The organism is Arthrobacter rhizosphaerae, from assembly GCF_023062595.1.
In the GTDB taxonomy this organism is placed as follows: domain Bacteria; phylum Actinomycetota; class Actinomycetes; order Actinomycetales; family Micrococcaceae; genus Arthrobacter; species Arthrobacter rhizosphaerae.
This window is the reverse complement of the sequence record NZ_JALLAN010000004.1, coordinates 200,850-227,016: the sequence shown is the minus strand read 5'-3', so window position 1 is coordinate 227,016 and position 26,167 is coordinate 200,850. Positions and strand designations below refer to the sequence as shown.

The following is a 26,167-nucleotide window of genomic DNA, read 5'->3' as shown; positions in this document are numbered from 1 at the left end:
TTACATGGGCTTAACCTGCGGTCTTTGTAGCAGCAACGCAGTCCCGAGATTCGTTATTGAGAATCACTTCTTTGATCGGCTGCACTGTCGGTGTAACAACCAATTTCGGTTCCGTATGTTGAACAATCTTTCCGAAAGTTAGCTCCACAGTGTTGGTCTGCCCAGGGGCGAGGCGAATCATTAGCGTGCCCACTGGTCGGTCACCGTGCCTGTATGAGGCGAATTCGCTTTTCTTACCGTCAATCACTGCAGTTTCTATATTGGCCTGAGACGGACCATAGGAAATGATATTCGTTTGCACCTCGCCGGGTGGAACTCCGAAGATGCCTCCACCTGTTACGTACTCCGGCAGTGAAGTCGCAGCATCTGCAGGCGCCGTATTGGTACTGGTAATTCGAACCGTTGTCTGTTCATAGCCGTCCCTCGCGCATTCTTTTACCAACTGGACTGTGCGTTTGATGTAATAGTCCATCTTGGCGCCGGTTCCATCGTTGAAGTACACGCCGAACTGGGCGGGAGAAACGCTGGGTCCGGAGATTGAACCGCCCAGCTGATATCGGTCGATTACGGTTTGCTCGTCTTTTGACGCCGACCACAAAAGAAGTCGCCCTTCGGCTGTTCCCCGTGTAATTCCTTCGACGAGTTCCTTGGCATCAGCCTTGCCCGCTGAGAGGGCAGTAAATACTTCCTGCGCTACTCCAGCAAAATAGGCATCCTGAAGCTGGGGTCGGGGTATTTCAGCGTAAACGTCTGACAGTAACGTCTTAACCACGTTCCGCTCGGAAAGTTCTGTCGGAAGCTTTCCGCCAGTAATCGCCAGCAACTCAGGGCTTGTGACCTGGACGGGTCCTACTGACTTGAGGAAGTAACTCAATAGAACCGGATCTACGGATATTACGCCGTCCACCTGCTGACCGGTTTTCCGTTCCCACATAGCCTGGGCAGTTGTGGCCGCAGTAGGGAAATCGGGAGTTAAATTGACATCCTGCATAAACTTTCCGAGCCTACCGGAATAGATGTGTTGCTGTTCCGGATCCACTCCGATAGTCGGCGACATAGTCCCCAGGGCCGCTGCGCTGCTCTGACCCGTCAAAGCCAATTTTCCGCGGTCAAAAGTTAGTACAGCCAGAGCTCCCGGGATTCCGCCGGATGCCCGGGCTTCGGCATTGTTTTGGATCATAAGCAAGTAGTTTCGCGGCTCGTCTGCCCCCATCATTCGAGGAGCAAGCTCAGAAAAACTCGACGCTGCGTCCAAGGTGCCGGTTACAGATGCCAACTGTGCGCGGGCTTCGTCGAGGGGCCTGGCTACGTCCGGCAATAGTTGTTTTGTATCAATTTCCCCAAGTCGTGCCGCAGAGACCCTCACTGCATGCGCGGCTGCTGAGACACTTGGAGCGGCATCCTGGAGGGGCTTCAGGTCCGTTTCTGCACTGCTTGGAGTAAGACGATCCCAATCTAGGGAATCAAATACCTTGACTAGCGGGGCTATACCCAGTGTTGCAACATCGTCGGCGGATCTGGCGACCTCGGTCACGGCACTGAAGTTGGCGCCAATGACTGGGGCAGCGGAAGCCAAAGTCCACAGAGGATCCGTTGTAGCCCTTCGGGCAGCGGAGGTGTGAGCTTGGAGCCTCTCTGCTGTCTGGGCTGCGTCCTGAGGCTTGTCCTCAGTGATCGCTGTCTTAAGACTGGGGATCAATTGAGACGCTGCCTCAAGCTCTCCCTTGACAGTGCTTGCCTTGATGGCAAGCCAGACTCCGCAGATCGCGCAGAGCACCAGAATCGCTGCCATGGACGTTCCCACAATTAGCAATCGATGGCGCGTATTCCGATCGCCCGATTTCCGGCGATTTGCGTTCCTATCGCTGTGCTCCGCGGAGCCCTCAGTGTGAATCATTTATGGGCGTCCCAGTCCTCTGTACGTCCAGCCCGCTGCTCGCCATTTCGCAGCATCAAGGACGTTACGACCGTCCAGGATCCGTTGGGAGGAAACAGCACCCGCTAGTTCGTATGGATCCAAGTCCCGATACTCCTGCCATTCGGTGAGTAGAAGCAAAGCGTCCGAACGCGACACTGCAATCTCGAGCGCGCGCTCGTACTGTAATTCAGGGAATCTCTTCGCGGCATTGGAAAGCGCTTTGGGGTCTGTCACCGTAACCACCGCTCCTTGTAACTGCAACTGCGCGGCAATACTCAGTGCCGGCGAATCTCGTACGTCGTCGCTTTCCGGTTTGAATGCAGCGCCAAGAACCGTAATCCGCTTGCCGAGGAGAATGCCGTCGCAGAGTTCACGAGTAAGTTCAACAACACGCGTGCGGCGGCGCATGTTGATAGCGTCCACCTCCCGCAAAAATGTCAGGGCCTGGTCGGCTCCCAATTCCCCAGCGCGCGCCATAAACGCTCTGATGTCCTTTGGCAGGCACCCACCGCCGAATCCGATCCCTGCATTGAGGAATTTCCGCCCTATTCGATCGTCCATGCCCAGGGCATCGGCCAGACGGGTCACATCTGCGCCCGTAGCTTCACAAACCTCTGCCATGGCATTTATGAAGGAGATCTTGGTTGCTAGGAAGGAGTTCGCTGCGGCCTTGACCAGTTCCGCCGTCGCATGGTCAGTGACCAGCCGTGGTGTTCCCTCTGCCAATGGTTGGGCGTAGACGTCATCGAGAATGCTGACCGCTTCGTGTTCTTCCGACCCGTCTGAGACTCCATATACGAAGCGGTCCGGGTTTAGCGTGTCCGAAACTGCATGTCCTTCCCGAAGAAACTCCGGGTTCCAAAGCAAGTGCGCATCCAGTTGCTCGCCGATGACTGAAGCCAGCCGGGCAGCTGTTCCCACGGGAACGGTTGACTTGCCGACCACAACGTTCCCTGGCTCAAGGTACGGAAGCAGGGAGTCTATCGCGGCGTCGACGTAAGTCATGTCGGCACCGTTTTCGCCCCTTTTTTGAGGAGTTCCAACGCAAACAAAATGTACTGTACTGCCCGCGGCTTTGGACATTTCAGAAGTGAATGAAAGTCGACCGGTCGCCTGAACCTCGCGCAACAGCTCGTCCAAGCCCGGTTCATAAAAGGGAGCCTTTGCACTTGAAAGCGCGCTGATCTTCTTGGGATCAACGTCGATGCCGACCACGTGATGACCAAGCTTCGCCATGCATGCTGCATGAACGGCCCCGAGATAACCACAACCGATTACCGAAATTCGCATTGTCTTGTGTCCTTCCCCAGTGGGCAATTGATCAAAGCCGAACTACGTTAGTACGCACCAGTACTGCCGAAGACGGCTCTGATGGTTCTGAGAATAATTACCAGGTCCCCCGCAAGGGACCAGTTTTCGACGTAGTAGAGGTCCAGTCGGACGGCGTCCTGCCAAGAGAGATTGGAACGGCCACTGACCTGCCACAATCCTGTAAGCCCTGGTTTTACAAGCAGCCGTCGCCGTACGTCCTGCTCGTATTGGGCAACCTCGGCTGGTAATGGCGGTCGAGGTCCAACCAGACTCATCGAACCAGCCAGAATGTTGAAAAGCTGCGGGAGTTCATCAATGCTGTACTTCCTAAGGACCCTTCCCACGCGAGTGATCCGTGGATCATTTTTCATCTTGAAGAGGGGGCCGCTACCGTCATTCTTCTCTGCCAATTCGGCAAGTCTTACTTCCGCATCGGTGACCATGGACCTGAATTTGACCATGCGGAAAAGGGATCCTTCGATACCCACTCGCTCCTGTTTGAATAGGATGGGCCCTCCACTTTCGATCTTGATAAGAAGCGCCACAACGGCCATTGCAGGGGCAGTCAAAATTATGAGCAACATAGAGACGACCACATCAAAAAGCCTCTTTGCTACACGTTGCCCACCCTCAAGCGTTGGCGTTGTCACGTGAATAAGAGGAAGACCCGCTACTTGTTGCGTGTGAATTCGTGGACCCGCGATGTCAGTGAGCGCCGGCGCCATAATCAGGCCGATATTGAGGGCAGCCAGTTCCCATCCAAGCTGGCGCAGGGTCTGAGGGTGCAATTGAACGCCGGCAGAAACAGCTACGGCGTCTGCCCCGCAGGTCCTGATGGCATCGACAATTGAGTGTGTGTCAGAACGGTACCCCAGGACTGGGAGATCGCAGCCAGGCTCCAGCCCACTTCCTGATGGAATGCCTGGCATGTATGCAGCCACGGGAAGGTACCCTGCGTGTTTGGCCTCATGCAATGAGGAAGCCAGATGGCTTACAGCGCTCGGCCCTCCCAACAGCAGTAGACGGGACATGCTGAGACCTTGCCGTCGTCGGATACTGAGGTGTTGTCTGATAAGCCATCGAGCGACCAGGAGTCCCACGAGCCCTACGGGTAGGGCAAGGCCTACATATCCCCTCGCAGTATCGATCCTCAGTACATAGGAAACGATCGCAACGATGCCGAAGAGCCAAAGTGATGCGGCTGCAACGCGCTTGTATTCTTCGGCACCAGACCCTAGCACCCGGCTTTGTCGGCTGTTCCAAGCGCCCAACATCAGCCACCAAACGACGGCCAGGACTACGGAAAGCCACACGTAGGTCAGTTCCTGGCCAGCAACCACGTAGCCGGGCTCAAAACCAAATCTGATGATGAATGCCCCAGCCACAGCCCACACCACCACAAACGCATCAACCACGCGCAGTAGCCGGGACGATTGTGTTCTCCAATCTGGCCCTTCAGCCACCACCATCCCCATTTCAACAGCTATGTTGCTTGGTGTCTGTTGCACACTGGCCCGCTATCTAACTTCGAACCTGGAGCAAATTAGCGCGATACCAAGCGACCGTTGAATCGATGCCCTCTTTAAGCCCGGTTGAGGCCGCCCAGCCGGACTGAGCCAACTTGGAAACATCGAGTAGTTTGCGAGGAGTTCCATCCGGCTTCGTGGCGTCCCACTCGATTTGTCCCGTGTAGCCGACGGCATCAGCGACTATCGATGCCAGTTCGCGGATAGTTACATCTGTTCCCGTGCCCACATTAACTTGCGAGGGACCGTCGTAGTTCTCAAGAAGATGCAGGCAAGCTGAAGCCATATCGTCAACGTGAAGGAATTCACGTCGGGGTGATCCGGAGCCCCAATTTGTGACGGTCGGCAAGCCAGCTCTCGCTGCCTCGTCGTAACGGCGGATAAGAGCAGGCAGGACGTGCGAACCTTCCGGAGAGAAATTATCGCCCGGCCCATACAGATTCGTTGGCATGGCTGAGATCCATGGCAAGCCGTACTGGCGACGAGTTGCTTGGATCTGCAAAATTCCGGCAATCTTGGCGATGGCGTAAGCGTCATTCGTTGGTTCCAAGTGTCCGGTAAGCAAAGACTCTTCCCGTATGGGCTGCTCAGCAAACTTGGGATATATGCACGACGACCCAAGGAAAAGTAGTCTTTCCACACCATGAGTTCGAGCCGCATCAAGGACGTTCACCTGGATACGAAGATTGTCGCTAAGGAAGTCGACAGGATAAGTGCTGTTAGCAAGAATGCCGCCAACCTTCGCGGCTGCCAGAACGACATATCGAGGAGACGTCTGGGCAAAGAAGTCGGATACTGCTTCCCGGTTTTTGAGGTCCAGATCTGACGAAGTGAGACCAACCAGATCCGTGAACCCCTCGGCCACCAACCGGCGCCAGATTGCTGAGCCCACAAGGCCCCGATGACCGGCTACATAGAAGGTCGATGACCGGTCAAGGAGCTCCGGGCGGAAATCCAAGTCATCCGCCATCAGTTTTTCCAACTCTCGAGATCAACGCGGTCGATCCACTGGTTTCCCGCGTTCCTGAGTGCTTCTATGTCTGCGTCCACCATAATCCGGGCCAATTCAGGGGTGTGGACGGAGGCTTTCCAACCCAACTTGTTCTGGGCTTTGGACGCGTCACCCACCAAGGCGTCAACTTCTGTAGGTCGAAGGTAGCGGGGATCAAAGCGGACGTGTTCCTCCCAGTCCAAGCCCGCGTGCTCAAAGGCTATTTGGAGAAAGTCCCGCACGGTGTAGCTGCCGCCAGTAGCGAGGACAAAGTCTTCCGGTTCCTCTGCCTGGAGCATTCTCCACATGCCTTCGACATATTCGGCGGCATATCCCCAGTCGCGCACAGCGTCCAGGTTTCCCATAAAGAGCAAATCCTGTTTACCCGCCTTGATAGCAGCAACCGCGCGTGTAATTTTCCGAGTAACAAAGGTTTCGCCTCGGCGGGGCGATTCGTGGTTGAACAGTATGCCATTGACTGCGTACATGCCGTACGCCTCGCGATAATTCTTCGTGATCCAATAGCTATAGACCTTGGCAGCGCCATATGGCGATCGTGGATAGAAAGGCGTGTCTTCGTTCTGGGGCGGTGGTGTGGCTCCAAACATTTCCGACGAAGATGCTTGATAGAACCTCGTCTTAATGCCCGACATTCTCACGGCTTCGAGCAGTCGAATTGTGCCCACGCCGGTGGTGTCGGCAGTATGCTCAGGCTCGTCGAAAGATACTCGAACGTGCGACTGAGCAGCAAGGTTATATACCTCATCAGGCTTGATTTCGGCGAGCAAGGTTACGAGCCGAGCTCCATCGCTGAGGTCCCCATAGTGCAGGAAGAGTTTTGCACTGGAGTCATGGGGATCTACATATAAATGGTCCACTCGGGCGGTATTAAATGTAGAGGCCCTGCGGATGAGTCCATGGACCTCGTAGCCCTTGGTAAGCAGAAGCTCTGCTAAATAGGATCCATCCTGCCCTGTGATCCCCGTGATGAGCGCGCGTTTTTTCATGCTTCCCCCTGATGCGAAAAATAAAAAAGCACAGCCTATCGGCCGCGCGACATTGCCAAACTCTTTATGAAGTCATCATAGTGTCCGATGGCCGCAGTTTCCGAAAGTGTTTCATTCCGAAATTTGAGCCCACTGGTTCCCAGAGTTTTGGCGGTTACCTTATCCCGGCCCAAACTCTCGGCAGCAGAGAGAAGGGCTTGTGGATCCCCTGCGTCGACGCGGACTCCTCCGCTAGAGGCGGCAATTTCCGAGGCCGTCACACTTTCTGGATCCGTTGCCGCGATTACAGGTACACCGGCATTGAAATAGGAAGTCAACTTACTGGGTACTGCCATATCCTTAACGCCCGGTAATTCATTAACGAGGAGAATGTCTGCCGCGGCCAAGGCGTCCATAAAGTCATCACCCGGTAGTGGGGGCATAAATTCTATGGACTTGATTCCATTGGCCAACTCTTCAAGTCGGCGTCGCTGGTTACCATCTCCCATCAGCACGAAGCGAACCCTGCTTTGGGACTGGTCTGCAAGTCGCGCTGCTTCCAGGACGTTCTCCAGCCCTTGTTTCTGGCCCATGTTTCCCGCATGAAGTACAACGACATCGTCGGGGGACCATCCAAACCGCGACCGAACATCGACTGATCCAGAAGCGGGAGAGGGAGGCAGATGTGTCCAGTTCCTGATGACCTTGACATCGTTCGAAGATACGCCCAGTGAGTTCACAAAATACTGTCTGAAACGTTCGTGTATGGCCACCACGCCGTCGGCTGACTTGAGAATGTAGGACTCAGCAGCGGCGAGAGCACTTCCTGCCCGCGATTTACCATTCACTTCAACAACACCGCGGCTATAGATGTCCTGCACCCAGATACCGACCGCTGGCCGGTTGGGTCGCAACCTCGTTCGCAGAATAGCTAGGGCGCTGGAGAACAGGGCCGGACTGATAACCAGCACCGTGTCCGGCTTTGACCACCGTGCGAAAGCGAGGCGCAGTCCGAACGTGATTTCCATCCACAAGCGGTTTAATTGGCCCGGTTTTCGAGGAATGTAGTGTCGTAAGCGAATGACTTCAACACCATTGATGGTTTCCCTGCGTATCCAGCCGGTGTATCCGGCCTTCAGCTCCCATTCAGGGTAGTGAGGGTAGCCGGTAATCACCCGGACCTTGTGCCCCGCCGCAACGAGGCCCTCGGCGAGACTGGCGGTATAGGGAGCGTTTCCCGTTGGCTCCGGCCGGTAGTTGATTCCCAGGATAGTGATCCGGAGACTGCGGTCTGTCTCAAACACTTCATTTGTCATTGGTCGAGACCCTTCGAACAATTAGAAAGAAAATACTGGAAATCCATCAATCATCATTTGAAAGCAGCCGGACCTTTGGATAACTCTCATCGCGCTATTCCGTGAGTACATCCAGGCCCTTGGAATGTTCAATGCATTCAGCCTCACTGGCAAACCTTCCGGAGATTCGTCGAGCAGGAGATCCTACAGCTACTGAGTAAGGCGGTATGTCTTTCGAGACAAGGGATCCTGCGCCAATAATGCTTCCTTCTCCTATGGTGACTCCGCCCAGTACTATTACGCCGGCACCGATCCACACATCTCGCTCTATTCGGACGGCGTCTTCTGGCAGCGCGTCCCGGTCACCCACCCAGGTGGCTCTGACCACAGGAACTCCTATCGCTCCGATGTCGTGATCCATTCGTCCGACTATTTGCACGTTTCTGGCAATCAGAACAAAATCGCCAATATATCCGTCGACCTCAATTAGAGAGCCGGGGCCAATGGAAACGTGATCACCAATTTCAAGTCCATGTATTGAACTTATTCTGCTGCCGAGACCAGCGCGAAGCCCACGCCCCACGCGGACCTTGGACCCAGTAGCCACTTTGTTCAGGGCCCATCTGGTGACAGAGTGCAGCGGGGCCGGGATCCGGGACCGCCTAGTATTAATGCTGGTCATCGTCAGGCCATCCTTCTTTTCCGAGATTTTGAGGAGACGCATCCAAGCTCTCGAGAAGCCCTCTAGCCATTGACTCTGCGGAGTAGTTTGCTTTTATAGGAGCGGCGAGCTTCTCCGGAGTGGGAAAGGTCGTTTCGCCGTCAAAGACCGAGAGGATCAGCGATGCCAGGGCTATGTCATCGTCTTCCTTGAACCGTGCTACACCGCCGAATCTCTCCAGCTCGATCTCTGGCGCATGAGGTTCGTCGTCAGCAACCAGCATCGGCACGCCAAAGCCCAAGCTCTGGGTCAGACTAAGTCCAACGTATCCGGGGGAGACGGAGCAGAACGCGTCGGAATAGACCTCACGAAGCTTGTCAACGCCCATCACTGACCCTGTGAATTCAACTTTTTCCGGGATGCCAAGTCGCTCAGTCATTTTCTTGAGCTCAGGTAGGGCATCTCCAGCACCGACGATTCTAAGCCGCACGTCTCCGAGCTGATGCGCAACTTGGGCGAACGCCTTGATAAGAAGATCGACTTTCTTCTCCGCTACTAGGCGGCCCACATAAACGATGGCCTTGGCGTCGTTATCAGCACGTGCAGGATATAGCGCTTCCGCAGGATACAGGGCATTGGGGGCAACCCAAACCGGTTGGTTAGGAAGGTCCTTTTGGGCAGGAATGACACTGTCGAACCCATACAGCACAGTTCCGTCCGCGAGCGTCCGCATTGAGCGTCTAAGGCGTGCGGTCCATGAGCCTGCGCCGGCACGAGGATACAGATGTCCCCAGACCAGCGTTCGCCGTTTTAGAATCTTCCGTGCCAGGAGCATTCCCCACGCCGTCAAGCAGCGAGGATTCAGATCAAGCATGAGTGAATCTGCATTAATGGCACGTAGCCAATGGTCCCTCAGAATTATTGCACGTCCAAAAAGAAAGAACGCGCGCAATGGTTGATAAAGGGTTGGATCAATGCCTGTTTTTACAGTCGCGGTCAACTGGCGCGGGCCTGCGTATATCTCTACGGTATCCCCTGACTCGGAGAACAAAGACTGTATGCAATTTTCACGATAGAAGGGAAGGACCGTCAGGTACATGGCTTTGGTTCTTCGGCTGCTGTAGCTACTCATTCGATTTCCTAGCTCTCAAAAAACGGTCGAGTCGCTTCCATGAGCGTTTCTCGCTCAGTAGACGCTTCATGAGACTCTCGTTAGCGCGGTCAGCGTGTGGCGCACTGATGTGCGTGCACTATCGACTCGCTGATCAAAGTCCTTGACGCCCTCGATGAGGGACTGGATGGTCTCTGTATTAGCGCCAGGAGTGTATTCCTGGTCGTTGATTATGGGGTAGGAGCCGAACCACGGAGTCACAGTCGAGCTGATCTTGTCGGAAGCACCAATACGGTATTCGACAGGAATTGCTCCGGCCATGATTCCAAAAATCAGTCCATGCAGCCTATTGCTGACTACGGCAAAAGACCGGCGATACACGCTGTCTACAACTGACTGTTGGTCTGTATGGCTTTTCTGGCCCCAGAGAAACGCCTCCAGACCGAACTTTGTGGCCAGCTCTTCATGTTGGACGTCATCGCGCCTCACCTGGCTAACCAAAACTGGACTGAAATTGTGGAACTTTAAGCTACGGATTAGCCGTTCAAAGGTGTCCACATCAATCTTCGTATCGTTGCGAAAAGACAGTGCAATCAACTTGCGCGGCTGGTTAGAGGATCGTGCCGTACGCTCCATTCCAAATGCCAAATCGGGCGCGTGCAGGACTCCATTTTTCATCAGCGCTAGCGAAGCCGAGTCCCTAACCACATACAATTGGGATAATCTGACGATTTGCCGTTCTAGCATCCAACTCAACCGACCGTTGCCTCGGAGTGCCCTCCCGGCAGTTTGAATCACGCCTCCGGTGGCCCGGATGAGCGCAATATTCGCAAGCATAAGAATCGTTTTTGCAACGGCTTTTGGGTCGTCGTCGAGCCTATGAGGGCCAGGAGCATAGACCAAGTCAGCGCGACGGTTGAGGGCCTCCCAGAGCAGCTTGAACTGGAAAGCTATTGAATTTGGGACAAGTGTTACATGCGTGGAAAAGTTGAAATGCTCGATATATGTCTTCGGCATTCCTTTACACAATAAAACTAGCGATCGGCCTTCATCGGCATATTTCTGGAAAAAGACACGTCGAATGGCGATGTCACCAAGGTTGTCATGTTGGGCCGCAATGCTGCCAAATACTCTTCTCTTCAAACCACGTCCCAATCTAATTCACTCCGATGATTCCAGCAGTACCGGCACAGGGCCGTTCTGCATACTGCGCGTATGTAAAGCGACCTTGTATCCAAGGATGGCTGCTTGACTTGCAAAAGAAGCACTCAATGCCCACGCTGCTCCTACAGCCTCGCCAACCAATCCACCTATGCAGACCGCCAAAAGACAAATAGCCGTATTTGCTATTGCTGTCTTGGCCACAAAAAGCTGGTAACCCAGACCCTGAAGCATCGAAGTGAACAGTGATGCTATAGCAGCAAATACGAGTCCGCCCAGAACTATTTGCAGGGGAAGCACGGCCCCCTTATAGACGGCACCCAGAAACATCTCGACAGCAGCCGGAACAATCAGGATCAAGCTGCCATAAAGTAAGCAGCAAAAAAGAGCCGTGAAGCCAACAATTCCAATCAAGCTACCGATTTTTCTGTTGCGGTCAGCACTTGCCGGCAGCAGAACCGCGGCAAGGGACGTTGACAGAATTCGCAGCGGGCCCGTGGCCCTGCTGGTAGCGGCATAGAATCCTGCCTGGCTTGGTCCAGCGACAGCCGAAACCACCAAAGTGTCCAAATTGCGCGCTTGGGTCCCGAGGGAATTTAGCCAGTAGGGCCAAGAACGATTAACAACTTCTCTATATGTCATTCTCGAACGCGATGTATCGATGCGGTGTATGACAATCCTTCGGATGACTATAAGCGATACAGTTGCCGTGATTGCCAATGATGCGGAAAAGGCTAGTGCGGCGTTTACGCCCGCGAAGACCGCACCTAGATATAGAAGGACGGTTCCGACGCGTCTAGTTACCAAATTTTGGGTGTTTATGCGTGCATCGCCGTCTGCTAAAGGAATTGCCAGCCATGTATCGGTGTGCCTTTCACATGCCGCCCAGATGGCCAAGGGCAGGAGATTATAGAAGAAAGGATCGATGATGATGGCCAGAAACAACAAAGGGAGCCCTGTGATGAGCGTTATCGCCAGGGCAAGCCGATCCGTCAGGGTGAGCGCGGAGTAGATAATCGGACTCGTTGGAGTTACGGCCCGCTCACGTACCACCATGGTTGCAATCCCCAGATCGAAACCAGCTTGGAATACGATCGCCACCCCGAAGACGGCGGAAAACACCCCGAAGCTATGAGGACCGAGGTCCCGGGCCACCAGGAGTATCGTGACGGCTTGAATGAGTGCGCCCAGCAAACGACCTGTCGAAATCCAAGCAAACTGAGACGCTAGTTTCTTCCTGCTCAATCTTTCACCGCCCCCCGGCAGATTTTGCATCACTTATGCCAATAAGTTCTTGCTGAGTTGGTCCTGCAGACAAACCATCTCCAGGACCAATGAGACCATTCCAAGCAGTAGTAGTGAGGCTACATACGGCTAATTTCCTTGCCGTGACGACCGCAAGGCCGTCGATACGGAACTTTGTTCTCGAGGAAACGTTGCAGGTTCGCGGCTTAGTTCAGCAAGCACATTCGAGTCCATAGATTGAAGTGCTGGACTGGCCGCGCCCAAGTCTTTGTCTACTGTGCTGGACGCTCCGTAGCTGTAGTAGCTGTAGGAGTAGGCGTCCGCGCCTCGGGTTGGCAGCCTATTGAGTACCACTCCGAGCAGGTGCCCGCCGACGAGACCTAATGCTGTCAAGGATTTTTCAAGCTCGGCACGGCTTGTCTTCTGTGCACCCACGACGACTACAACCCCTCCGACGTGTTGGGACAGCACAGCCGCGTCCGTCACAGGGAGGAGCGGAGGTGCGTCCAATATGACGACGTCAAAAGCAGATTCGAGTCGGCTAAGGAGTGACTTCATTTCGTCAGATCCAAGCAGTTCGCTTGGATTAGGCGGGATCACTCCCGACGTAAGAACGTAGAGATCGTCTTCTCCCCAAGGCTGGAGAAGATCGTTAATATCTGTTGAACCAATCAGAGCAGTGGTAAGGCCAGCCCTGCGCTCCAGCCCCAGATACGAGTCCACCATTGGCCGGCGGAGGTCGGCGTCAACGAGACATACAGTTTGCCCTGCTTGAGCAATTGCTAGAGCGAGATTGGTAGCAGTCGTACTTTTTCCCTCGCCGGGAACGGACGAAGTAACCAGCACACTCTTGCGGCCACCAGTAACATGAGCGAACTGGAGGTTCGTCCGCAATTGACGAAATGATTCGGCTCGCGGGCTTTGGGTGGCCGTCTGGGTGAGTAGCGGCTTTTTGGAGGCATCCGGATCAAATGTAATACGGCCCAGGAGCGGCGCATCAGTGACTTGACGCAGGTCAGACTCTGCTCGGATGAGGGTGTCAAAGGTCGTTCTTAGTATCGCCAAGAAGATACCGAGTCCAAGACCTATCAGTAATCCAAGTGCCAAGTTTATCTTGGTGTTTGGTGCAGACGGCTCACTTGGGGCCGCTGCCGGAGTAATGATCGATAGCCTTACAGGCGACGTGCCGCCCGCCTGGGGTCGTTCGAGGTCATCAACGGCCTTGACTAGGCTATTTCCCACAGCCTGGGCTATGGCTGCCGCCTTAGCTGGAGAATCGTCGGCCGCTTTAATTGTTATCAGTACTGTATTCGGATCCGTACTGGCTTCAATTCTGTCCGCCAGTTGTTCAGCTGAGTCGTTTAGCCCCAATGTCTCTATAACAGGCCCCAGGACAACCGGAGTGGTTACTGTCTTAACATACGACTGAACCCGCGCTTGACTGAACGTGTTCCCCTGCTGTAGCTCCGTAACAGTTCCAGAACTCTGAATTGCGACGAATAACTGTGTACTTGCGGTGTAAGTGGGTTTGATGAGCACCGAAGCAACCCCACCAACCAAAATCCCAGTCAAGGCAAGCGCCACGACCAGTACCCAGTTGCGGCGGAATATGCGTAGATAGTCGCGTAGGTCCAAACGATCCCCCTATTTTCGTGGCTGGGGCTAGCCATTGGCGCGCCACCAGAAACGCCTTTATTCGTCCAGTCCTGATAATCATAGCTGGCGGCGGGCTGGTCGGTTCATTTCACCGGAAATCCGCTCACTTATTATGAAGCAGAGGCAGCCACCCTCAATTTCATGTTCATCTTGTGTCTGAGAAGGAAAATCTTTGTGAACGATTCGGATTGATGCTGGGTTGCTGGGTGCTCGCGTTAGTGCAAGTCGGGACGTCTGCACTTCGAAATTTATCGCGTATCCAAGTCCTCAAACACCAGGAATGTCTGCGTGTCGAGCACACCGGGCATGGATTGCAACTGGTCGAAGATAACCCGGCGTAAATCCACGTTGTCTACTGCCCTGACCAGGAGAATCACGTCGAAATCCCCGCCCACCAGGGCAATGTGATGAATTTCAGGAATGGTGCGAAGTTGTTCGCGGAGCTCACGCCAGGAATGTTGGCTGACTTTGAGGGTCACGTAGGCGGAGGACTTGAGACCGGCCTTAATGGGATCTACGAGGGCAGTGAACTTAGTCAGCACGCCTTCGCTGGTCAGCCGCGCAATACGTGTGTAGGCATGTGCCCGGGAAATATGGACGTTCTCCGCCACTTGCGTTACTGACATCCTGCCATCGCGGGTCAGCTCGGCAATGATGTTCCGGTCCACATCATCCAGCCGGACTTCCCCCCGGTCGATGCCACTCTCGGCCATTCGTCTACAACCCCTGCCCGTAATCCAGCTCACACTTACGTTTCGTCTTTCAGAGTAGGCTACTCAGCCGCGCTTTTCCACGATTAACCCTGGGGCTGGATACGAAACAGCTTTCGGGACGATACTGGGAATGAATAGTGGCTATAGAAGGACTGACCAATGACGATCTCCGCAGACCACGCCGCCGCGCAGCCGGCAGGGCCAGATAGCCAGCCCGGACAAACCGGCGAGGATGCAGTTACCGAGGCTGTACGTAAGTTCGGCATCACAGTTGAGGACTACATGCTGCCGGCCCGGCATCCGATTCAAATGGTGGACCAGGACGGTGCTTTGATACACCACACTGAGCAGGGCACCCAGCCCGGCCACGAGTACCCGCTGCCCGGTAACGCAGAGCTGCTCGCCGCCTACGAGCAACTGGTGGTCGGCCGCAGGGTCAATGACCAGAACTCGGCCCTGGTCCGCCAAGGACGGATGGCGGTTTATCCCTCCAGCCACGGCCAGGAAGCCTGCCAGGTGGCCGCCGCTCTTTGTCTTTCAGAGGGCGACTGGATCTTTCCCACCTACCGCGATTCCGTCGCTGTGATGGCAAGGGGAGTTGACCCTGTCCAGACCATGACCATATTCCGGGGCGACTGGCACAGCGGCTACAACCCCACCGAGCACAAGGTAGGCATTCAGTGCACACCGCTGACCACGCAACTCCTCCACGCCGTCGGGGTGGCCCATGCCGCAAAGCTCCGCGGCGAAGACACCGTTGTGCTGGCAATGTGCGGTGACGGAGCCACGAGTGAAGGTGACTTCCACGAGGCCCTGAACTTCGCTGCCGTCTTCCACCTTCCCGTGGTGTTCTTCGTCCAGAACAACCAGTACGCAATTTCGGTGCCTCTGGCCCACCAGTCGGTCGCTCCATCTCTGGCTCACAAGGCTGTGGGCTATGGAATGGCAGGTGAGCGCGTGGACGGCAACGACATCGTTGCGCTGCTCGCGGTGCTGGACAGGGCAGTGAGCCTTGCCCGCGGTGGCTCCGGCCCACTTTTGGTCGAGGCCCACACTTACAGAATGCAGGCCCATACCAACGCCGATGACGCCACGCGCTACCGCCAGGACAGCGAGGTTGCCCAATGGGCTGCCAGGGATCCGCTGAAGCGGATGCAGGTTTACCTGACTGAAAGGGGGTTGTTGGATCAAGCTGCTGAGGCCCGGATCTCCGAGAAGGCCGAGACGGTGGCCGCCCAACTCCGGGAAGGATTGGGCCAAGACGCTCCGGTGGATCCGCAGGAACTCTTCCGCCATGTCTTCTCAAAAACCACACCCCAGCTGAGGGAACAGTCGGCAATGCTCGCTGATGAACTTGCCCGCGAAGCAGCAGCTGACGCCAGCACAGAAGAGGCAGAACGATGAGCCCGTCTATCACCACGTCGTCAGAGGTCAATGGCAACGTCAGCGCTGCCACGGCCCGAGCAGCCGCGAAGGCTGCAGCGTCCGCTGAGGACTCCGGCCCGCAGGCCATCACAATGGCCAAGGCGCTTAATACCGCCATGGTCGATGCAATGCAGGCTGATTCTTCCGTCCTTGTTTTCGGTGAAGACGTCGGAATGCTGGGTGGCGTCTTCCGAATTACAGATGGACTCACAAAAACCTTCGGTGAACAGCGCTGCTTCGACACTCCTCTGGCGGAATCGGGCATCGTTGGCATGGCAGTTGGTATGGCCATCAATGGCATGCGCCCCGTGATCGAAATGCAGTTCGACGCCTTCGCCTACCCGGCCTTCGAGCAGATCGTCAGCCATGTCGCGAAGATGCATAACCGCACGAAGGGCGCCGTGAAGCTGCCGATCGTTATCCGTGTCCCATATGCGGGCGGCATCGGGGGAGTGGAGCACCACTGCGATTCCTCTGAGTCCTACTACGCGCACACTGCCGGTCTCAAAGTCTTTACGCCGGCAACGGTTGCGGATGGATACCGGATGCTGCGGGAGGCCATCGATTCAGATGATCCGGTGATGTTCATGGAACCCAAGAAGCTGTACTGGTCCAAGGACATGGTTGATCTGGGCGCCCTCCGGGCAGAACACCAGGCAAACCTCGACGGCGGGACTTCCTCCGAAGGCCGCGCCGCCGTCGCCCGTCCCGGCACAGATGCAACGCTCATCGCCTACGGCCCCACTGTTCCGACCGCTCTCGCTGCCGCTGCTGCGGCCGCCGAAGAAGGACGCTCCCTGGAAGTGATCGATGTGCGTTCGATTGTGCCCTTCGACGACGAGACGGTGAGCGCATCTGTTCGCAAGACCGGCCGTGCAGTGGTGATCGCGGAGGCGCACGGCTTCGCCTCTGTGTCATCGGAGATAGTGGCCAGGGTGCAGGAGCGCTGCTTCCATTACCTGGCGGCACCCATCCGGCGGGTGACCGGATTCGATATCCCCTACCCCGCTCCCAAGCTGGAGCACTACTACTTGCCCGGCGTGGACCGCATTCTTGACGCCGTTGACGACCTCCAGTGGGAAGACTGATCCTATGAGCGAAACAAAAGTATTCCTCCTGCCGGACCTCGGCGAAGGCCTCACGGAGGCCGAACTTGTGAACTGGCTCGTGGCCGTCGGCGACGAGATCCAGGTGGACCAGCCAATAGCTGAGGTGGAAACCGCCAAATCCATGGTGGAGGTGCCCTCGCCGTTCGCGGGCACCGTAGCGGAGCTGCATGGTGAGCCAGGGCAAACACTGGATGTGGGTAAGCCACTGATCTCTGTCAGTTCAGGCCCGGGCCTTGAGCCAACCCAGACTCCGGTTCGGGAAGCTGCGGAAACCTACCGGGAGGAGGAAAAGGCCGGTTCGGGGAACGTCCTCATCGGATACGGAACCCCGGGCGGTGTGGGCACGGCACGACGCACAAGGGCACGAAAGGGCTCAGCTTCACTGTCCTTAGTGGAGCCGGAACCGCCCACTCCAGCGGCTGATGCAGGTGACCTCTCGCTTCTTCGGACGCGGGTACCGGGAAAACTGGGGGCAGTCATCTCGCCGCTCGTCCGCCGGATGGCTCGAGAGCACGGCGTTGACCTCGGCGAACTGCAGGGCTCGGGGGAAAGCGGCCTGATCATGCGCCGTGATGTGGAGGCTGCAATTTCACCAAGGCGGCAGCAGGAATCCGCCGAACTTGAGGAGACACATTCTGCCGGCGTTGCGGGCCCATCGGAGAGCCAGCTGGAGACAGATCCCCGGAGCGGTCTCAGTATCGTCAGCCGGACGCCTATCCGCGGAGTCCGCAAAGCCACGGCTGCCAACATGTCACGTAGCCATTCTGAGATCCCCGAGGCGACTGTCTGGGTAGATGTGGACACGACAGCCTTGGTGGAGATAAGGGCATCCTTGAAGAAGGCAGATCCTCACAACGCCCCAGGCCTTCTTGCCTTCATTGCCCGATTTGTCACAGCCGGGTTAAAGAAATACCCGGAGCTAAACTCGCGCATCGTCTCGGCCGAGGACGGCCAAGGCGTCCAGTCCCAGGAAATTGTCGCATTCGATGGCGTCAACCTCGGCTTCGCAGCGCAGACTGACCGGGGCCTTATGGTGCCCTCGATTCGAAACGCCGACAAACGCAGTGCCCGGGAACTTGATGAGGAAATTCGCAGACTTACCGCAGTTGCCCGTGAAGGTAAGGCAACCCCTTCTGAGCTGGGGAGCGGCACGTTCACGCTGAACAACTACGGAGTATTCGGTGTGGATGGGTCAGCGGCGATCATCAATCATCCGGAAGTGGCAATCCTCGGTGTTGGGCGGATCGTGGACAAGCCGTGGGTGGTCAATGGCGAACTGGCCGTCCGGAAGGTCACCGAGCTGACCCTGACTTTCGATCACCGCGTGTGTGACGGCGGAACGGCAGCCGGCTTCCTGCGGTACGTGGCGGACGGAATGGAGAACCCTGGGGCTGTGCTGGCTGATCTTTGAGTCGAGCACTAGGCCCCGAAAACCGGTCTATTGATTCCAGCCGGCTGTCACGCATTTCCTCCGCTGCAGCTGGGTACTCGATCCATTCATTCCCTGAAACAATCACAAGATCTTGACTATCAGCGCAGGATTTATTCGTAAATCATGTTGGCATGTCGTTGTATGTGTGCCCTTATGCTTGGGGCATGACTATCGGGGGGATGGCGCTAGAGCGCACTTTAATTTATGACGCTGATTGCGGATTCTGCACACGCTCGGCGAACTGGCTTGCCAAAGGCGGAGCTGTCAATATCAAACCTTGGCAGGGAATTCATGACCTTGAATCTATAGGTTTGACTGAGGACATGGTCGAATCTGCTGCTTATTGGGCTGATGGTGGGGCGGTGATGGCACGCGGAGAATCCGCCATTGCTCAGGCCCTAATCTCCAAACGCGGGGGATGGCAGATCGCCGGACGCTTTATACTACTTCCGGGGGTCCGTCACCTTGCTTCGAATGTATACAAACTCATCGCCCGCAATCGCCATGCCATGCCTGGAGGAACCGACGCATGTCGGCTACCCAACTGAGCTGGCGTGCGCTGACCACTATGGCATTCATTGGTGCCCTGGTAATCCAAGCAGGCATATCCTTTATCGTTGAGCCGGAGCCGTATCCGGCAGTACGTATGCCCTCTTTTGGGTCAGCCCCCAATAAGTCCAATATGTTCCCAACTGATGTGGCATCTGTAAAAATCACATACTCGGACGGGACGACGCTGGAGCCGCATGTGTCCGAGCTCCTCAGCAGTTTCCGGTTCTCGTCTGCACGCTATTCCTTCGACTACGTCTTCAAGCCCGGAAGTCCAGGGACACCTGATCAGGAAGTCATAACGTGGCTTGCTGGTCAAGCAAGAGAACTCGCAGGCGGAAAGAACCCAAAGCAGATTGAGATGTGTTGGTACAAGACAGAGCTGGACATTCGGTCAGCTACCTACAAGAACATAGGCGAGTGCGATGCAGTGGTGATCAAGCTATGAGCAGACTCACGAGCATGTTCTCGGCTTTCATTGACGGGCTCTCTGAAGCGTACACAGCGTCGCCAAAGGCACTGTCAGGTATCCGGATTCTGTTTGCGGCGCACATCCTCATTTTTCCCATCGACTACAAATGGGTTGCAGAAGTACCTGGTGCTTTCTTTCATCCTCCTCCCGGGCCGTTCATGTTTTTCAGTAGCTCACCGCCGATGGAAATGCTTGTCGCGCTCGAGGTTCTGCGTGCCCTGTTGGCTGTACTTGTGCTGGTCGGCTACCGCACAAAAACGGCTTCTCTGGCGTTGGCCGCTGTATTGATTGTTGGATCTGGCCTGACTCACTCCTTTGGCAAAGTTGACCATTTCATCCTCTACGAGACGTTGCCCGCTGCGATGGCCTTTGCCGGATGGGGATCACGTTATTCGATCGATGCGCGCCGTGCCCGGAGTAGTGCCGCATACGGTTTCCCTATGCTTCTTTGGGCAATCACCGTTGGCTTTGCCCTGTTAACTGCAGCGGTGCCTAAGATCCTGACCGGATGGCTAGATCCTTCTCGTCAGGCCACCAGGGGTTACGTGGCCAGGGACTTGGCCGAGCCGATCAAGCTTGGCCCCTTGACGGACTTCTTCGGGACCATTGACTCAGCGATCTTCTGGAAGGCGTTGGATTACGCAACGATACTTGCCGAGGGTTGGGTTATCCTTGCCGTCCTCGTTCCAATGCTGTTCCGGTTCAGCCTTCTTATCCTCGTGGGTTTTCATGCGGGCGTATACCTTGCCTTGGGTATCGACTTTGCCCACTATTTGCTTGTCTACGCAGTATTTTTCGCTTTTCCAGTGCGTCAATGGTTTCCGTGGCTGACGAAACTCTTCTCCACCAGGAAGCTTCGTACCCGCTTACGAGCCTGGCAGATAACAAGGGCTTGACTCGAACTAGGACACAAGTTGTGGCTGATATGGAGGCAACGGGCGTTTTACTCAATCGCATGGAACCAATCAAGCATTAGGACTCCAATATATTCGTGTTCAGTCCTCGGCACCCGGGCACCGATAGGATTATGCAAATGGGGAATACTGATGATCTGGTCAAGCCCGGTCGTGATGCGACAGATGGTCTTTTCCGCTGCGCAACAGCCATTATTTTCTTGCTGTTGCCATTCTCCGAGGCAATGCCAGGACTGGCAGCAGCTGCCTGGTCCGTATCCGTCTTCGGAGTGATATTTGCTGTCGCTGTGCTCGGCAAATTACAACGTCCAGTAGGGCAGGCGGTTTGGCTTACGGCCGCTTATTTGGCAGTCATCGGAGTAGTAAGTTCATCTATCCACGCCGACTCGCTTGCGGGTCACATGCTAATAGGCGCTCAAGTTGTCTTTTTCATCGCCCTCGGTCCATATGTTTTGCGGTATCTTGCTACCGTCCCCGGCCTTCAAAAGGCAGCTGTGGGGGCACTCCTGGCCGGGCAAACGGTGTCGGCTCTGGCTGCCATCGTCCAAGCTTCAGGAACGTCGGTACTCGGCGCAAAGGTCCTATATGGCAGGGCGCCGGGCCTCGCCGGGCACCCCAATATCGTCGGAGTGCTGTCCAGCGTAGCGATTGTTGTCTTCCTTCACCTGATCTTCAAAAGCAACAGGCGCAAGGTGCTCTGGATGCTGGGTCTCATCGTCAACATCGGGGCGCTTCTCGCCTCCGGAAGCATTAGCTCGCTGATTGCTTGTTCAGCAGGGGTGGTAGTTTTCATGAGTGCGGCTAGGGTTTCAGTCCGAGTTCCACTGCTTATCACAGGAGGTGCAGCAGCTGCACTCTGGGGGATCGGGCAGATGGGACAAGCCGGAATCATGCGTGGACCCTACGAGAGGTTCCTGCAGGTGACAGGACAGACATCGGCCGCAAGCACCCTGGACATCAGGCAGAACACGTACGCCTATGCATGGGAAAGAATCCAGTCGGACCCTCTCATGGGACGCGGGTTGGACTTCTCGTCAGGTGCAACTTTTGACAACGTGACGCTAACTCACAATGTCCTTCTGCGTGCATGGTTCCAAGGTGGCCTGGCGCTCGGCTTGGCTTTTGCGATTATATATTGCCTAATTATCGGCTTGGCCATCCACGCAATAGTCCGAGGCGTGGATGCGGTGATTGTCGGCGTAATGGCGGTTCTTGTAGGATTTTCTTTAACTTCAGCGGCACTGCAACAGGGGTATTTTTGGTTGTTGATTATCGGGGCATTTTCGCTCATTGATAGATCGACTTCTGCGGCCCCAGAAATTGCTGAGTCTACGTTGCTGCATGTCAATCGGTAATATTCTGCCCTCGGAAAACACCGGTCCCAGGGGTTCCGCCTATGCCGTCGGATCCTGCACCGTACCCGCGTAAGACATTCCCATAGATCACCATATCGTTTTTTGGGGACATTACGCTTATAACCTGTGAAGCGCCCTTCGGAACAATGTTTCCTGGCCCCAATACTATCCCCGGCTGGTCGCCCTTGCTTTGGTCATGGACTCCATAACCACTTGATATTTGTGCGTTGTCCTCTATGCGGCTGTTGACGATTTGTACCTTCGAAGACCTTGCCCCTAATACGACGCCAGAAGCGCCATTATGATGCACCCATGCTCCACTGATTCGGGCATTGGAATTTAGCGCGAGCCCAAACGTTTTCGAATATGAGAATTCACCTCCATTGACCTCGAGATTTTCAGCCATTGTGTGGTGACGTAAGCCGCCCGCGCCCATGTTTCTTGCCACACCATTGATAATCTGTACTTTTTGTCCACGTATCTGAAAGCCGCAGGAATCCCCAGATCCCGCAACGCCACCCGAAGCATGACAATTTTCGAATGTTACATCGTATGCTTGCGGGTGGGTGTCCCAAACCGAGAAGCTGCCTGGATGAGCTTCCCCTACCCCTCCACGGACAGTGATGTGCCTCGGGCCACCCCAGAGAATTCCGTTCCGCTCGTCTGACAAGGTAGTGAAGACATGGCGCGTACCCCGTCCCTTCAGATTTTGAACGAGAATATTAGCGGACCGTCCCGCAACGCAGACGCCATAGCCTAGGAAACTGGTGTAATTGGGTAGTCGATCCGCATTGACGTTTGACACAACGGCATCCAGTACGTCATAGAGGAAGAGTCCCCCACCAGCGTCGCGGAAGGTAATACCGCTAATTTCGATGTTGGTCGCTTTTGCGATTTGGATTCCTTTCCACTTATTAACCAGAGGATCGGACGATGTGATGACGAAATCTCGGAGCTTGATGCCGTTGACAGGATTCATCTTCCAGACAACAGCAGCTTGCGCGACGTTGTAGGGCCATATAGTCGGGCCGTCAAAGGTCACGTTCTCGCCGGCTACGGCGGCGACCTTTCGGATTTCGCTAGCGTGAGTAGGCATGCCAGCTTCATTGTTGACATCAAAAACTACCAAACTGGATTCAAATCCAACACAGCTCCCTACGGTGAGCGTAGATGCCACGGCGGGGGGAAAAACTGCTGAAGTGCTGCCGGCGGGGATATCTGCAGTAACAGCTACTTTAGGCCCGTCCGTACCGAGGGCGTGAATAAATGCGAGGTTCGGTGTTCCGCCAGTATGCTTAAATATCGTGTGTTCGCCATGTCCAATTATTTCGAGTCCACGTTCCGGACCAACATTCAAGTACCATCGAGATCGATATTCCATCGTTACAGGTGGGAGGTAAATTCGGTGGATGCCATTAGCGACAGCAAAGTCTGAAGCCGCTCGGAGCACCGGAACTACGTCAGTTAGACCGGCAACTTCCTCCTTGGTGATCCGAATAGCATCGCTCGTCCGTGGCCAATAGGTCGTAGAAAGATCGGGAACTTGTACAACAGGGATTTTCGATGCAGAATCCAGGGTCGCCACCCCTGAGGGCACACCCTTTTCGGCAACGGGGACGTATGTGTTCGGTGGGTTTTTGTCCCCTGGCGCGGCCTGGGCACTCCCAGGGCCAAAAGCGGATACAGCGGAAGCGCCTGTGAAGGCAGTCAGTATGGTTCCAAATCGGAGGAGCCCACGGCGTTTAATGCCAGCTTCTGGGCTGGCTTCCTGTCTGATTTCTTCGTCAGCCATGACTGCACCTCGAGACATACGACCGCCTAATGATGGCGTGCTCATTCGATCCAGAGCAGACCGCACCCGATCCTGGAGCTGAGATGGACCTGTTCGCTTTAATGCAGAGACGCGCGACGCAGGGTACTGCCATTCTAAGTATCAACACTTTGAGCCTCCCAAACTCATAAATTGCTGTACTTAGAAACTAATCCCGCCAAATTGCGCAAACCACAGTGGTGACTACGCGTTTTATTTGCGGTGCCTACTTGCTCGCGTGGTCGAATACGTAGTTATTCAATCGGGCCACTTGGGTGGCTATTTCGGAAAAAGTAAATGTTGACTCAATGTTGATCGAATAATAAGAATAAATTGAGCGTAATTCAACCGAGAGTAAGGTCAACAAATGCATACTTCGAAAGATGAGTCTGCAGAGCCTGACGCAATAGACTTAGTGGGTACTTGAACTAGAGCTCCGAGGTGTACATGCGTTTCCATCGCTTCTTGTTGGTGATCACCGCGTCGGCTGCGATTGCTTTCTCGGTTGGCTGTTCAGCCAACCCGCCTGTGGCACCGTTACCGTCCAGCGCAACGTCAAAGTCGGTTACTTTCGCTGCCATCGGTGATTCGATCACTGAAGCCAACAGCAGCGATTTCTTGGCCGGCAAGATCGGGTCACGTTCGTGGGTGTCACATGTTGGGCCTGGGGCGACGTTCGCCGGCGGCTGGGCCCTTAGCGGCGCGCGTTCCTCCGCCATGGCAGAGAACGCCCGGGATGTTGAGGCAGACGTACTTGTCATCTTGGCTGGAACCAACGATGTCTTCAACGACGTGCCGTTCGAGCAAAGTGCCGGAAACTTGGTCCGCGTCGCAGAGAAGGTGGGATCCGAGAAGGTTCTCGTGTCCGCCATTCCCCCTATCGATTTCGAGCCAGAACTAGCCACCCGATTCAATCAACAGCTGAAACAGTTTGCGATGTCACGTGGCTGGGTTTTCGTTGACCCCGTGACAGGGGTCCGCGAGGGCGATCGCTTTGCTTCGGGCATGACAACCGATGGAGTGCACCCTACGGAGGCAGCTGCACAGGTGATCGGTATGGCCATGGGTAAGGCAATAACCGAGGAAATCGTGCGCCGCTGAACACCCACAATCCCGAGCTTCCCCAAACTCACCGCGTAGAATCGAGGCCTGAACAACGCAGGTACGCGCCGGAAGTACGGAGAAGTAATGTCACCATGGCAAGAAGTTGGCTCGGAAAACTATGTGCTCGCAACCCGGGGTTCACTGCTGAACACTGGCTTGGTTGTCGGTACGGAACGGGCCATGGTGATTGATACCGGTTGTGGTCCACGGCAGGCCCGGGAAATCCTGGAAGCCGTTCGCGAAAAGACCCAGCTGCCCCTTGTGGTGGTGAATACCCACGCCCACTACGATCACTTTTTCGGTAACTCGGTGTTTGCGGACGCCGGCGTTACGGAGTTTTGGGCCCACGAAAACTGCGCTGCGGAGATTGAGGGAAAAGGCGACGCCCAGCGCCGGTTCGTTACCGCCATTGAACCGGAGATGGCCGCCGGCGAAGGCGAAAACGTTGAACTGGTGGTGCCGAACGCCGTCGTCAAGGACCAACCGGTTCTGGTGGACCTGGGCGGACTGGCCGCAACCCTCTTCTGGCTGGGCCGGGGGCATACTGACGGCGACCTGCTGGTGGGCACTCCGACCACCCTGTTCGCGGGCGATCTGCTGGAGCAGGGCTCCCGTCCCTCCTTCGAGGACTCTTATCCGGAGGAGTGGGCAGACGTTCTGCGCCATATCTCCGCCCTCAGACACCGCTACGAATTCCTCATCCCCGGCCACGGCGGTCCCTGCAGCGACCAGTTCGTGAAGACCATGGCCAACACCATGAGTACGGCAGTGCGCCAGGCGCTGCAGTCCATCCGGGACACACCGTCGGATGCTACGAAGGCCATCCCTGTGCTTCCTTACGGCCCGGAACAGTCCCGCTGGTTTATTAAGCGGCTCCAGGAGACGCGCGGCCATCACTAGGATCCGGCCAACAATAGCGGCGAAGAGGTAATCGATTTCCCTTTGACTATGTGACAGTGCACATCTGGGCTAATATCGCGGAAGTTCACTCTGAACCTGAAAGGTCCTCACTGTGGATGTGACCCGATATGCCGTTAGTCTTCTCCTGTTCATGGCAGCAACAGCGGTGATGGTGGCGTTTGCCTCCCTTGCATTGAAGCAACGCCGACAAAAGCCGAGGCCGGTGCGCGTCCACAGCTCAGAGACATCCGCCCGATACCCCGCAGAACGATAGGGTTCCCTGTGCCGTACGTCGATATCAACCCTCATAAACAACGCCCCAAATGGATGGGACTACTGGTGCTCGCAGTCCTCTCTCTGGCGACCGTCGCCGTGGTCGTCCTAGCTCTTGGTGCCGACTAGAACGCGGGGACAGCCGCGGACACATCCATACGTGATCGCGGATCATCGGCGCCTGTAAATAAGTAGTGGGCATCGGAAAAGCAGGTAGCCGTTACTCGTGCGTCCTTCCTCACGACTTCAT

At 55.6% G+C, this 26,167-nt stretch carries 23 protein-coding genes; 9 read left to right on the top strand and 14 right to left on the bottom strand.

Annotated features, from left to right (window positions below; translation table 11 throughout):
- Positions 1-10: 10 nt before the first annotated feature.
- The 12 genes from MU551_RS07675 to MU551_RS07620 form a co-directional block, all read right to left on the bottom strand.
- Complete coding sequence (locus tag MU551_RS07675) at positions 11-1,792, bottom strand: DUF4012 domain-containing protein (RefSeq protein WP_247042170.1); 1,782 nt, start codon at positions 1,790-1,792, stop codon at positions 11-13.
- Between the two features lie 105 nt (positions 1,793-1,897).
- Positions 1,898-3,208: a UDP-glucose dehydrogenase family protein gene (locus tag MU551_RS07670; RefSeq protein ID WP_247042168.1), complete on the bottom strand. Its 1,311-nt coding sequence runs from the start codon at positions 3,206-3,208 to the stop codon at positions 1,898-1,900.
- 47 nt (positions 3,209-3,255) lie between these two features.
- Entirely contained in the window at positions 3,256-4,698 is a 1,443-nt protein-coding gene (locus MU551_RS07665; protein WP_247042378.1) for a sugar transferase, read from the bottom strand.
- Positions 4,699-4,750: 52 nt separating this feature from the next.
- Positions 4,751-5,725, bottom strand: coding sequence for a GDP-L-fucose synthase family protein (locus MU551_RS07660; RefSeq protein WP_247042166.1), 975 nt, complete (start codon positions 5,723-5,725; stop codon positions 4,751-4,753).
- On the bottom strand, positions 5,725-6,753 hold the full coding sequence (gene gmd, locus MU551_RS07655; RefSeq protein ID WP_247042164.1) for a GDP-mannose 4,6-dehydratase: 1,029 nt from the start codon (positions 6,751-6,753) through the stop codon (positions 5,725-5,727). The genes MU551_RS07660 and gmd overlap by 1 nt, the downstream gene beginning before the upstream one ends.
- Positions 6,754-6,788: 35 nt before the next feature.
- Complete coding sequence (locus tag MU551_RS07650; protein ID WP_247042162.1) at positions 6,789-8,048, bottom strand: glycosyltransferase family 4 protein; 1,260 nt, start codon at positions 8,046-8,048, stop codon at positions 6,789-6,791.
- A 94-nt stretch (positions 8,049-8,142) separates the two neighbouring features.
- Positions 8,143-8,709, bottom strand: a complete 567-nt coding sequence (locus MU551_RS07645) for an acyltransferase (protein ID WP_247042161.1) — start codon at positions 8,707-8,709, stop codon at positions 8,143-8,145.
- Positions 8,696-9,820 carry a glycosyltransferase gene (locus MU551_RS07640; RefSeq protein WP_247042160.1) on the bottom strand — a complete coding sequence of 375 codons (1,125 nt, stop codon included), beginning with the start codon at positions 9,818-9,820 and terminating at the stop codon, positions 8,696-8,698. Before MU551_RS07640 ends, MU551_RS07645 begins: the two co-directional genes overlap by 14 nt.
- Before the next feature lie 66 nt (positions 9,821-9,886).
- Positions 9,887-10,942 carry a polysaccharide pyruvyl transferase family protein gene (locus MU551_RS07635; RefSeq protein ID WP_247042159.1) on the bottom strand — a complete coding sequence of 352 codons (1,056 nt, stop codon included), beginning with the start codon at positions 10,940-10,942 and terminating at the stop codon, positions 9,887-9,889.
- Between the two features lie 18 nt (positions 10,943-10,960).
- Positions 10,961-12,235 carry a lipopolysaccharide biosynthesis protein gene (locus MU551_RS07630; RefSeq protein ID WP_247042373.1) on the bottom strand — a complete coding sequence of 425 codons (1,275 nt, stop codon included), beginning with the start codon at positions 12,233-12,235 and terminating at the stop codon, positions 10,961-10,963.
- A 99-nt stretch (positions 12,236-12,334) separates the two neighbouring features.
- The gene (locus MU551_RS07625) at positions 12,335-13,840 is read right to left on the bottom strand and encodes a tyrosine-protein kinase domain-containing protein (protein ID WP_247042158.1); all 1,506 of its coding nucleotides are present in this window, start codon (positions 13,838-13,840) and stop codon (positions 12,335-12,337) included.
- Between the two features lie 269 nt (positions 13,841-14,109).
- The gene (locus tag MU551_RS07620) at positions 14,110-14,574 is read right to left on the bottom strand and encodes an Lrp/AsnC family transcriptional regulator (RefSeq protein WP_247042156.1); all 465 of its coding nucleotides are present in this window, start codon (positions 14,572-14,574) and stop codon (positions 14,110-14,112) included.
- A 159-nt stretch (positions 14,575-14,733) separates the two neighbouring features.
- On the opposite strand from MU551_RS07620, the gene pdhA reads away from it, so the two are divergent.
- From pdhA to MU551_RS07585, 7 genes are all read left to right on the top strand, one after another.
- Positions 14,734-15,978 carry a pyruvate dehydrogenase (acetyl-transferring) E1 component subunit alpha gene (gene pdhA, locus MU551_RS07615; protein WP_247042155.1) on the top strand — a complete coding sequence of 415 codons (1,245 nt, stop codon included), beginning with the start codon at positions 14,734-14,736 and terminating at the stop codon, positions 15,976-15,978.
- Positions 15,975-17,087 (top strand): alpha-ketoacid dehydrogenase subunit beta, encoded by a 1,113-nt coding sequence (locus MU551_RS07610; RefSeq protein ID WP_247042153.1) that lies wholly within the window; start codon positions 15,975-15,977, stop codon positions 17,085-17,087. The genes pdhA and MU551_RS07610 overlap by 4 nt, the downstream gene beginning before the upstream one ends.
- Before the next feature lie 4 nt (positions 17,088-17,091).
- The gene (locus MU551_RS07605; RefSeq protein WP_247042151.1) at positions 17,092-18,519 is read left to right on the top strand and encodes a dihydrolipoamide acetyltransferase family protein; all 1,428 of its coding nucleotides are present in this window, start codon (positions 17,092-17,094) and stop codon (positions 18,517-18,519) included.
- Between the two features lie 185 nt (positions 18,520-18,704).
- On the top strand, positions 18,705-19,088 hold the full coding sequence (locus MU551_RS07600; protein ID WP_247042149.1) for a thiol-disulfide oxidoreductase DCC family protein: 384 nt from the start codon (positions 18,705-18,707) through the stop codon (positions 19,086-19,088).
- A 20-nt stretch (positions 19,089-19,108) separates the two neighbouring features.
- Positions 19,109-19,537 (top strand): hypothetical protein, encoded by a 429-nt coding sequence (locus tag MU551_RS07595; RefSeq protein ID WP_247042147.1) that lies wholly within the window; start codon positions 19,109-19,111, stop codon positions 19,535-19,537.
- Between the two features lie 14 nt (positions 19,538-19,551).
- The gene (locus MU551_RS07590) at positions 19,552-20,457 is read left to right on the top strand and encodes a hypothetical protein (protein WP_247042144.1); all 906 of its coding nucleotides are present in this window, start codon (positions 19,552-19,554) and stop codon (positions 20,455-20,457) included.
- Positions 20,458-20,594: 137 nt separating this feature from the next.
- Complete coding sequence (locus MU551_RS07585; RefSeq protein ID WP_247042143.1) at positions 20,595-21,830, top strand: O-antigen ligase family protein; 1,236 nt, start codon at positions 20,595-20,597, stop codon at positions 21,828-21,830.
- Here MU551_RS07585 and MU551_RS07580 read toward each other — a convergent pair.
- Together MU551_RS07580 and MU551_RS07575 are read right to left on the bottom strand one after the other, a co-directional pair.
- Positions 21,820-23,622: a right-handed parallel beta-helix repeat-containing protein gene (locus MU551_RS07580; RefSeq protein WP_247042142.1), complete on the bottom strand. Its 1,803-nt coding sequence runs from the start codon at positions 23,620-23,622 to the stop codon at positions 21,820-21,822. The genes MU551_RS07585 and MU551_RS07580 overlap by 11 nt on opposite strands.
- 446 nt (positions 23,623-24,068) lie before the next feature.
- Positions 24,069-24,221, bottom strand: a complete 153-nt coding sequence (locus MU551_RS07575) for a hypothetical protein (protein ID WP_247042397.1) — start codon at positions 24,219-24,221, stop codon at positions 24,069-24,071.
- On the opposite strand from MU551_RS07575, the gene MU551_RS07570 reads away from it, so the two are divergent.
- Both MU551_RS07570 and MU551_RS07565 read left to right on the top strand, forming a co-directional pair.
- Positions 24,169-24,741: an SGNH/GDSL hydrolase family protein gene (locus MU551_RS07570; RefSeq protein ID WP_247042364.1), complete on the top strand. Its 573-nt coding sequence runs from the start codon at positions 24,169-24,171 to the stop codon at positions 24,739-24,741. The genes MU551_RS07575 and MU551_RS07570 overlap by 53 nt on opposite strands.
- An 87-nt stretch (positions 24,742-24,828) precedes the next feature.
- Complete coding sequence (locus tag MU551_RS07565) at positions 24,829-25,644, top strand: MBL fold metallo-hydrolase (protein ID WP_247042141.1); 816 nt, start codon at positions 24,829-24,831, stop codon at positions 25,642-25,644.
- Positions 25,645-26,167: the final 523 nt, after the last annotated feature.

Excerpts from the sequence above, each read along its gene's own strand:
- MU551_RS07575 (WP_247042397.1), bottom strand. The coding sequence starts at position 24,221 with ATGGCAGCGAAAGTAACCGACTTTGACGTTGCGCTGGACGGTAACGGT.
- MU551_RS07665 (WP_247042378.1), bottom strand. The coding sequence starts at position 4,698 with ATGGTGGTGGCTGAAGGGCCAGATTGGAGAACACAATCGTCCCGGCTA.
- MU551_RS07670 (WP_247042168.1), bottom strand. The coding sequence starts at position 3,208 with ATGCGAATTTCGGTAATCGGTTGTGGTTATCTCGGGGCCGTTCATGCA.
- pdhA (WP_247042155.1), top strand. The coding sequence starts at position 14,734 with ATGACGATCTCCGCAGACCACGCCGCCGCGCAGCCGGCAGGGCCAGAT.
- gmd (WP_247042164.1), bottom strand. The coding sequence starts at position 6,753 with ATGAAAAAACGCGCGCTCATCACGGGGATCACAGGGCAGGATGGATCC.
- MU551_RS07590 (WP_247042144.1), top strand. The coding sequence starts at position 19,552 with ATGTTCTCGGCTTTCATTGACGGGCTCTCTGAAGCGTACACAGCGTCG.
- MU551_RS07565 (WP_247042141.1), top strand. The coding sequence starts at position 24,829 with ATGTCACCATGGCAAGAAGTTGGCTCGGAAAACTATGTGCTCGCAACC.
- MU551_RS07620 (WP_247042156.1), bottom strand. The coding sequence starts at position 14,574 with ATGGCCGAGAGTGGCATCGACCGGGGGGAAGTCCGGCTGGATGATGTG.
- MU551_RS07580 (WP_247042142.1), bottom strand. The coding sequence starts at position 23,622 with ATGGCTGACGAAGAAATCAGACAGGAAGCCAGCCCAGAAGCTGGCATT.
- MU551_RS07650 (WP_247042162.1), bottom strand. The coding sequence starts at position 8,048 with ATGACAAATGAAGTGTTTGAGACAGACCGCAGTCTCCGGATCACTATC.
- MU551_RS07645 (WP_247042161.1), bottom strand. The coding sequence starts at position 8,709 with ATGACCAGCATTAATACTAGGCGGTCCCGGATCCCGGCCCCGCTGCAC.
- MU551_RS07600 (WP_247042149.1), top strand. The coding sequence starts at position 18,705 with ATGACTATCGGGGGGATGGCGCTAGAGCGCACTTTAATTTATGACGCT.
- MU551_RS07605 (WP_247042151.1), top strand. The coding sequence starts at position 17,092 with ATGAGCGAAACAAAAGTATTCCTCCTGCCGGACCTCGGCGAAGGCCTC.
- MU551_RS07660 (WP_247042166.1), bottom strand. The coding sequence starts at position 5,725 with ATGGCGGATGACTTGGATTTCCGCCCGGAGCTCCTTGACCGGTCATCG.
- MU551_RS07610 (WP_247042153.1), top strand. The coding sequence starts at position 15,975 with ATGAGCCCGTCTATCACCACGTCGTCAGAGGTCAATGGCAACGTCAGC.
- MU551_RS07585 (WP_247042143.1), top strand. The coding sequence starts at position 20,595 with ATGGGGAATACTGATGATCTGGTCAAGCCCGGTCGTGATGCGACAGAT.
- MU551_RS07675 (WP_247042170.1), bottom strand. The coding sequence starts at position 1,792 with ATGGCAGCGATTCTGGTGCTCTGCGCGATCTGCGGAGTCTGGCTTGCC.
- MU551_RS07640 (WP_247042160.1), bottom strand. The coding sequence starts at position 9,820 with ATGAGTAGCTACAGCAGCCGAAGAACCAAAGCCATGTACCTGACGGTC.
- MU551_RS07630 (WP_247042373.1), bottom strand. The coding sequence starts at position 12,235 with ATGCAAAATCTGCCGGGGGGCGGTGAAAGATTGAGCAGGAAGAAACTA.
- MU551_RS07595 (WP_247042147.1), top strand. The coding sequence starts at position 19,109 with ATGGCATTCATTGGTGCCCTGGTAATCCAAGCAGGCATATCCTTTATC.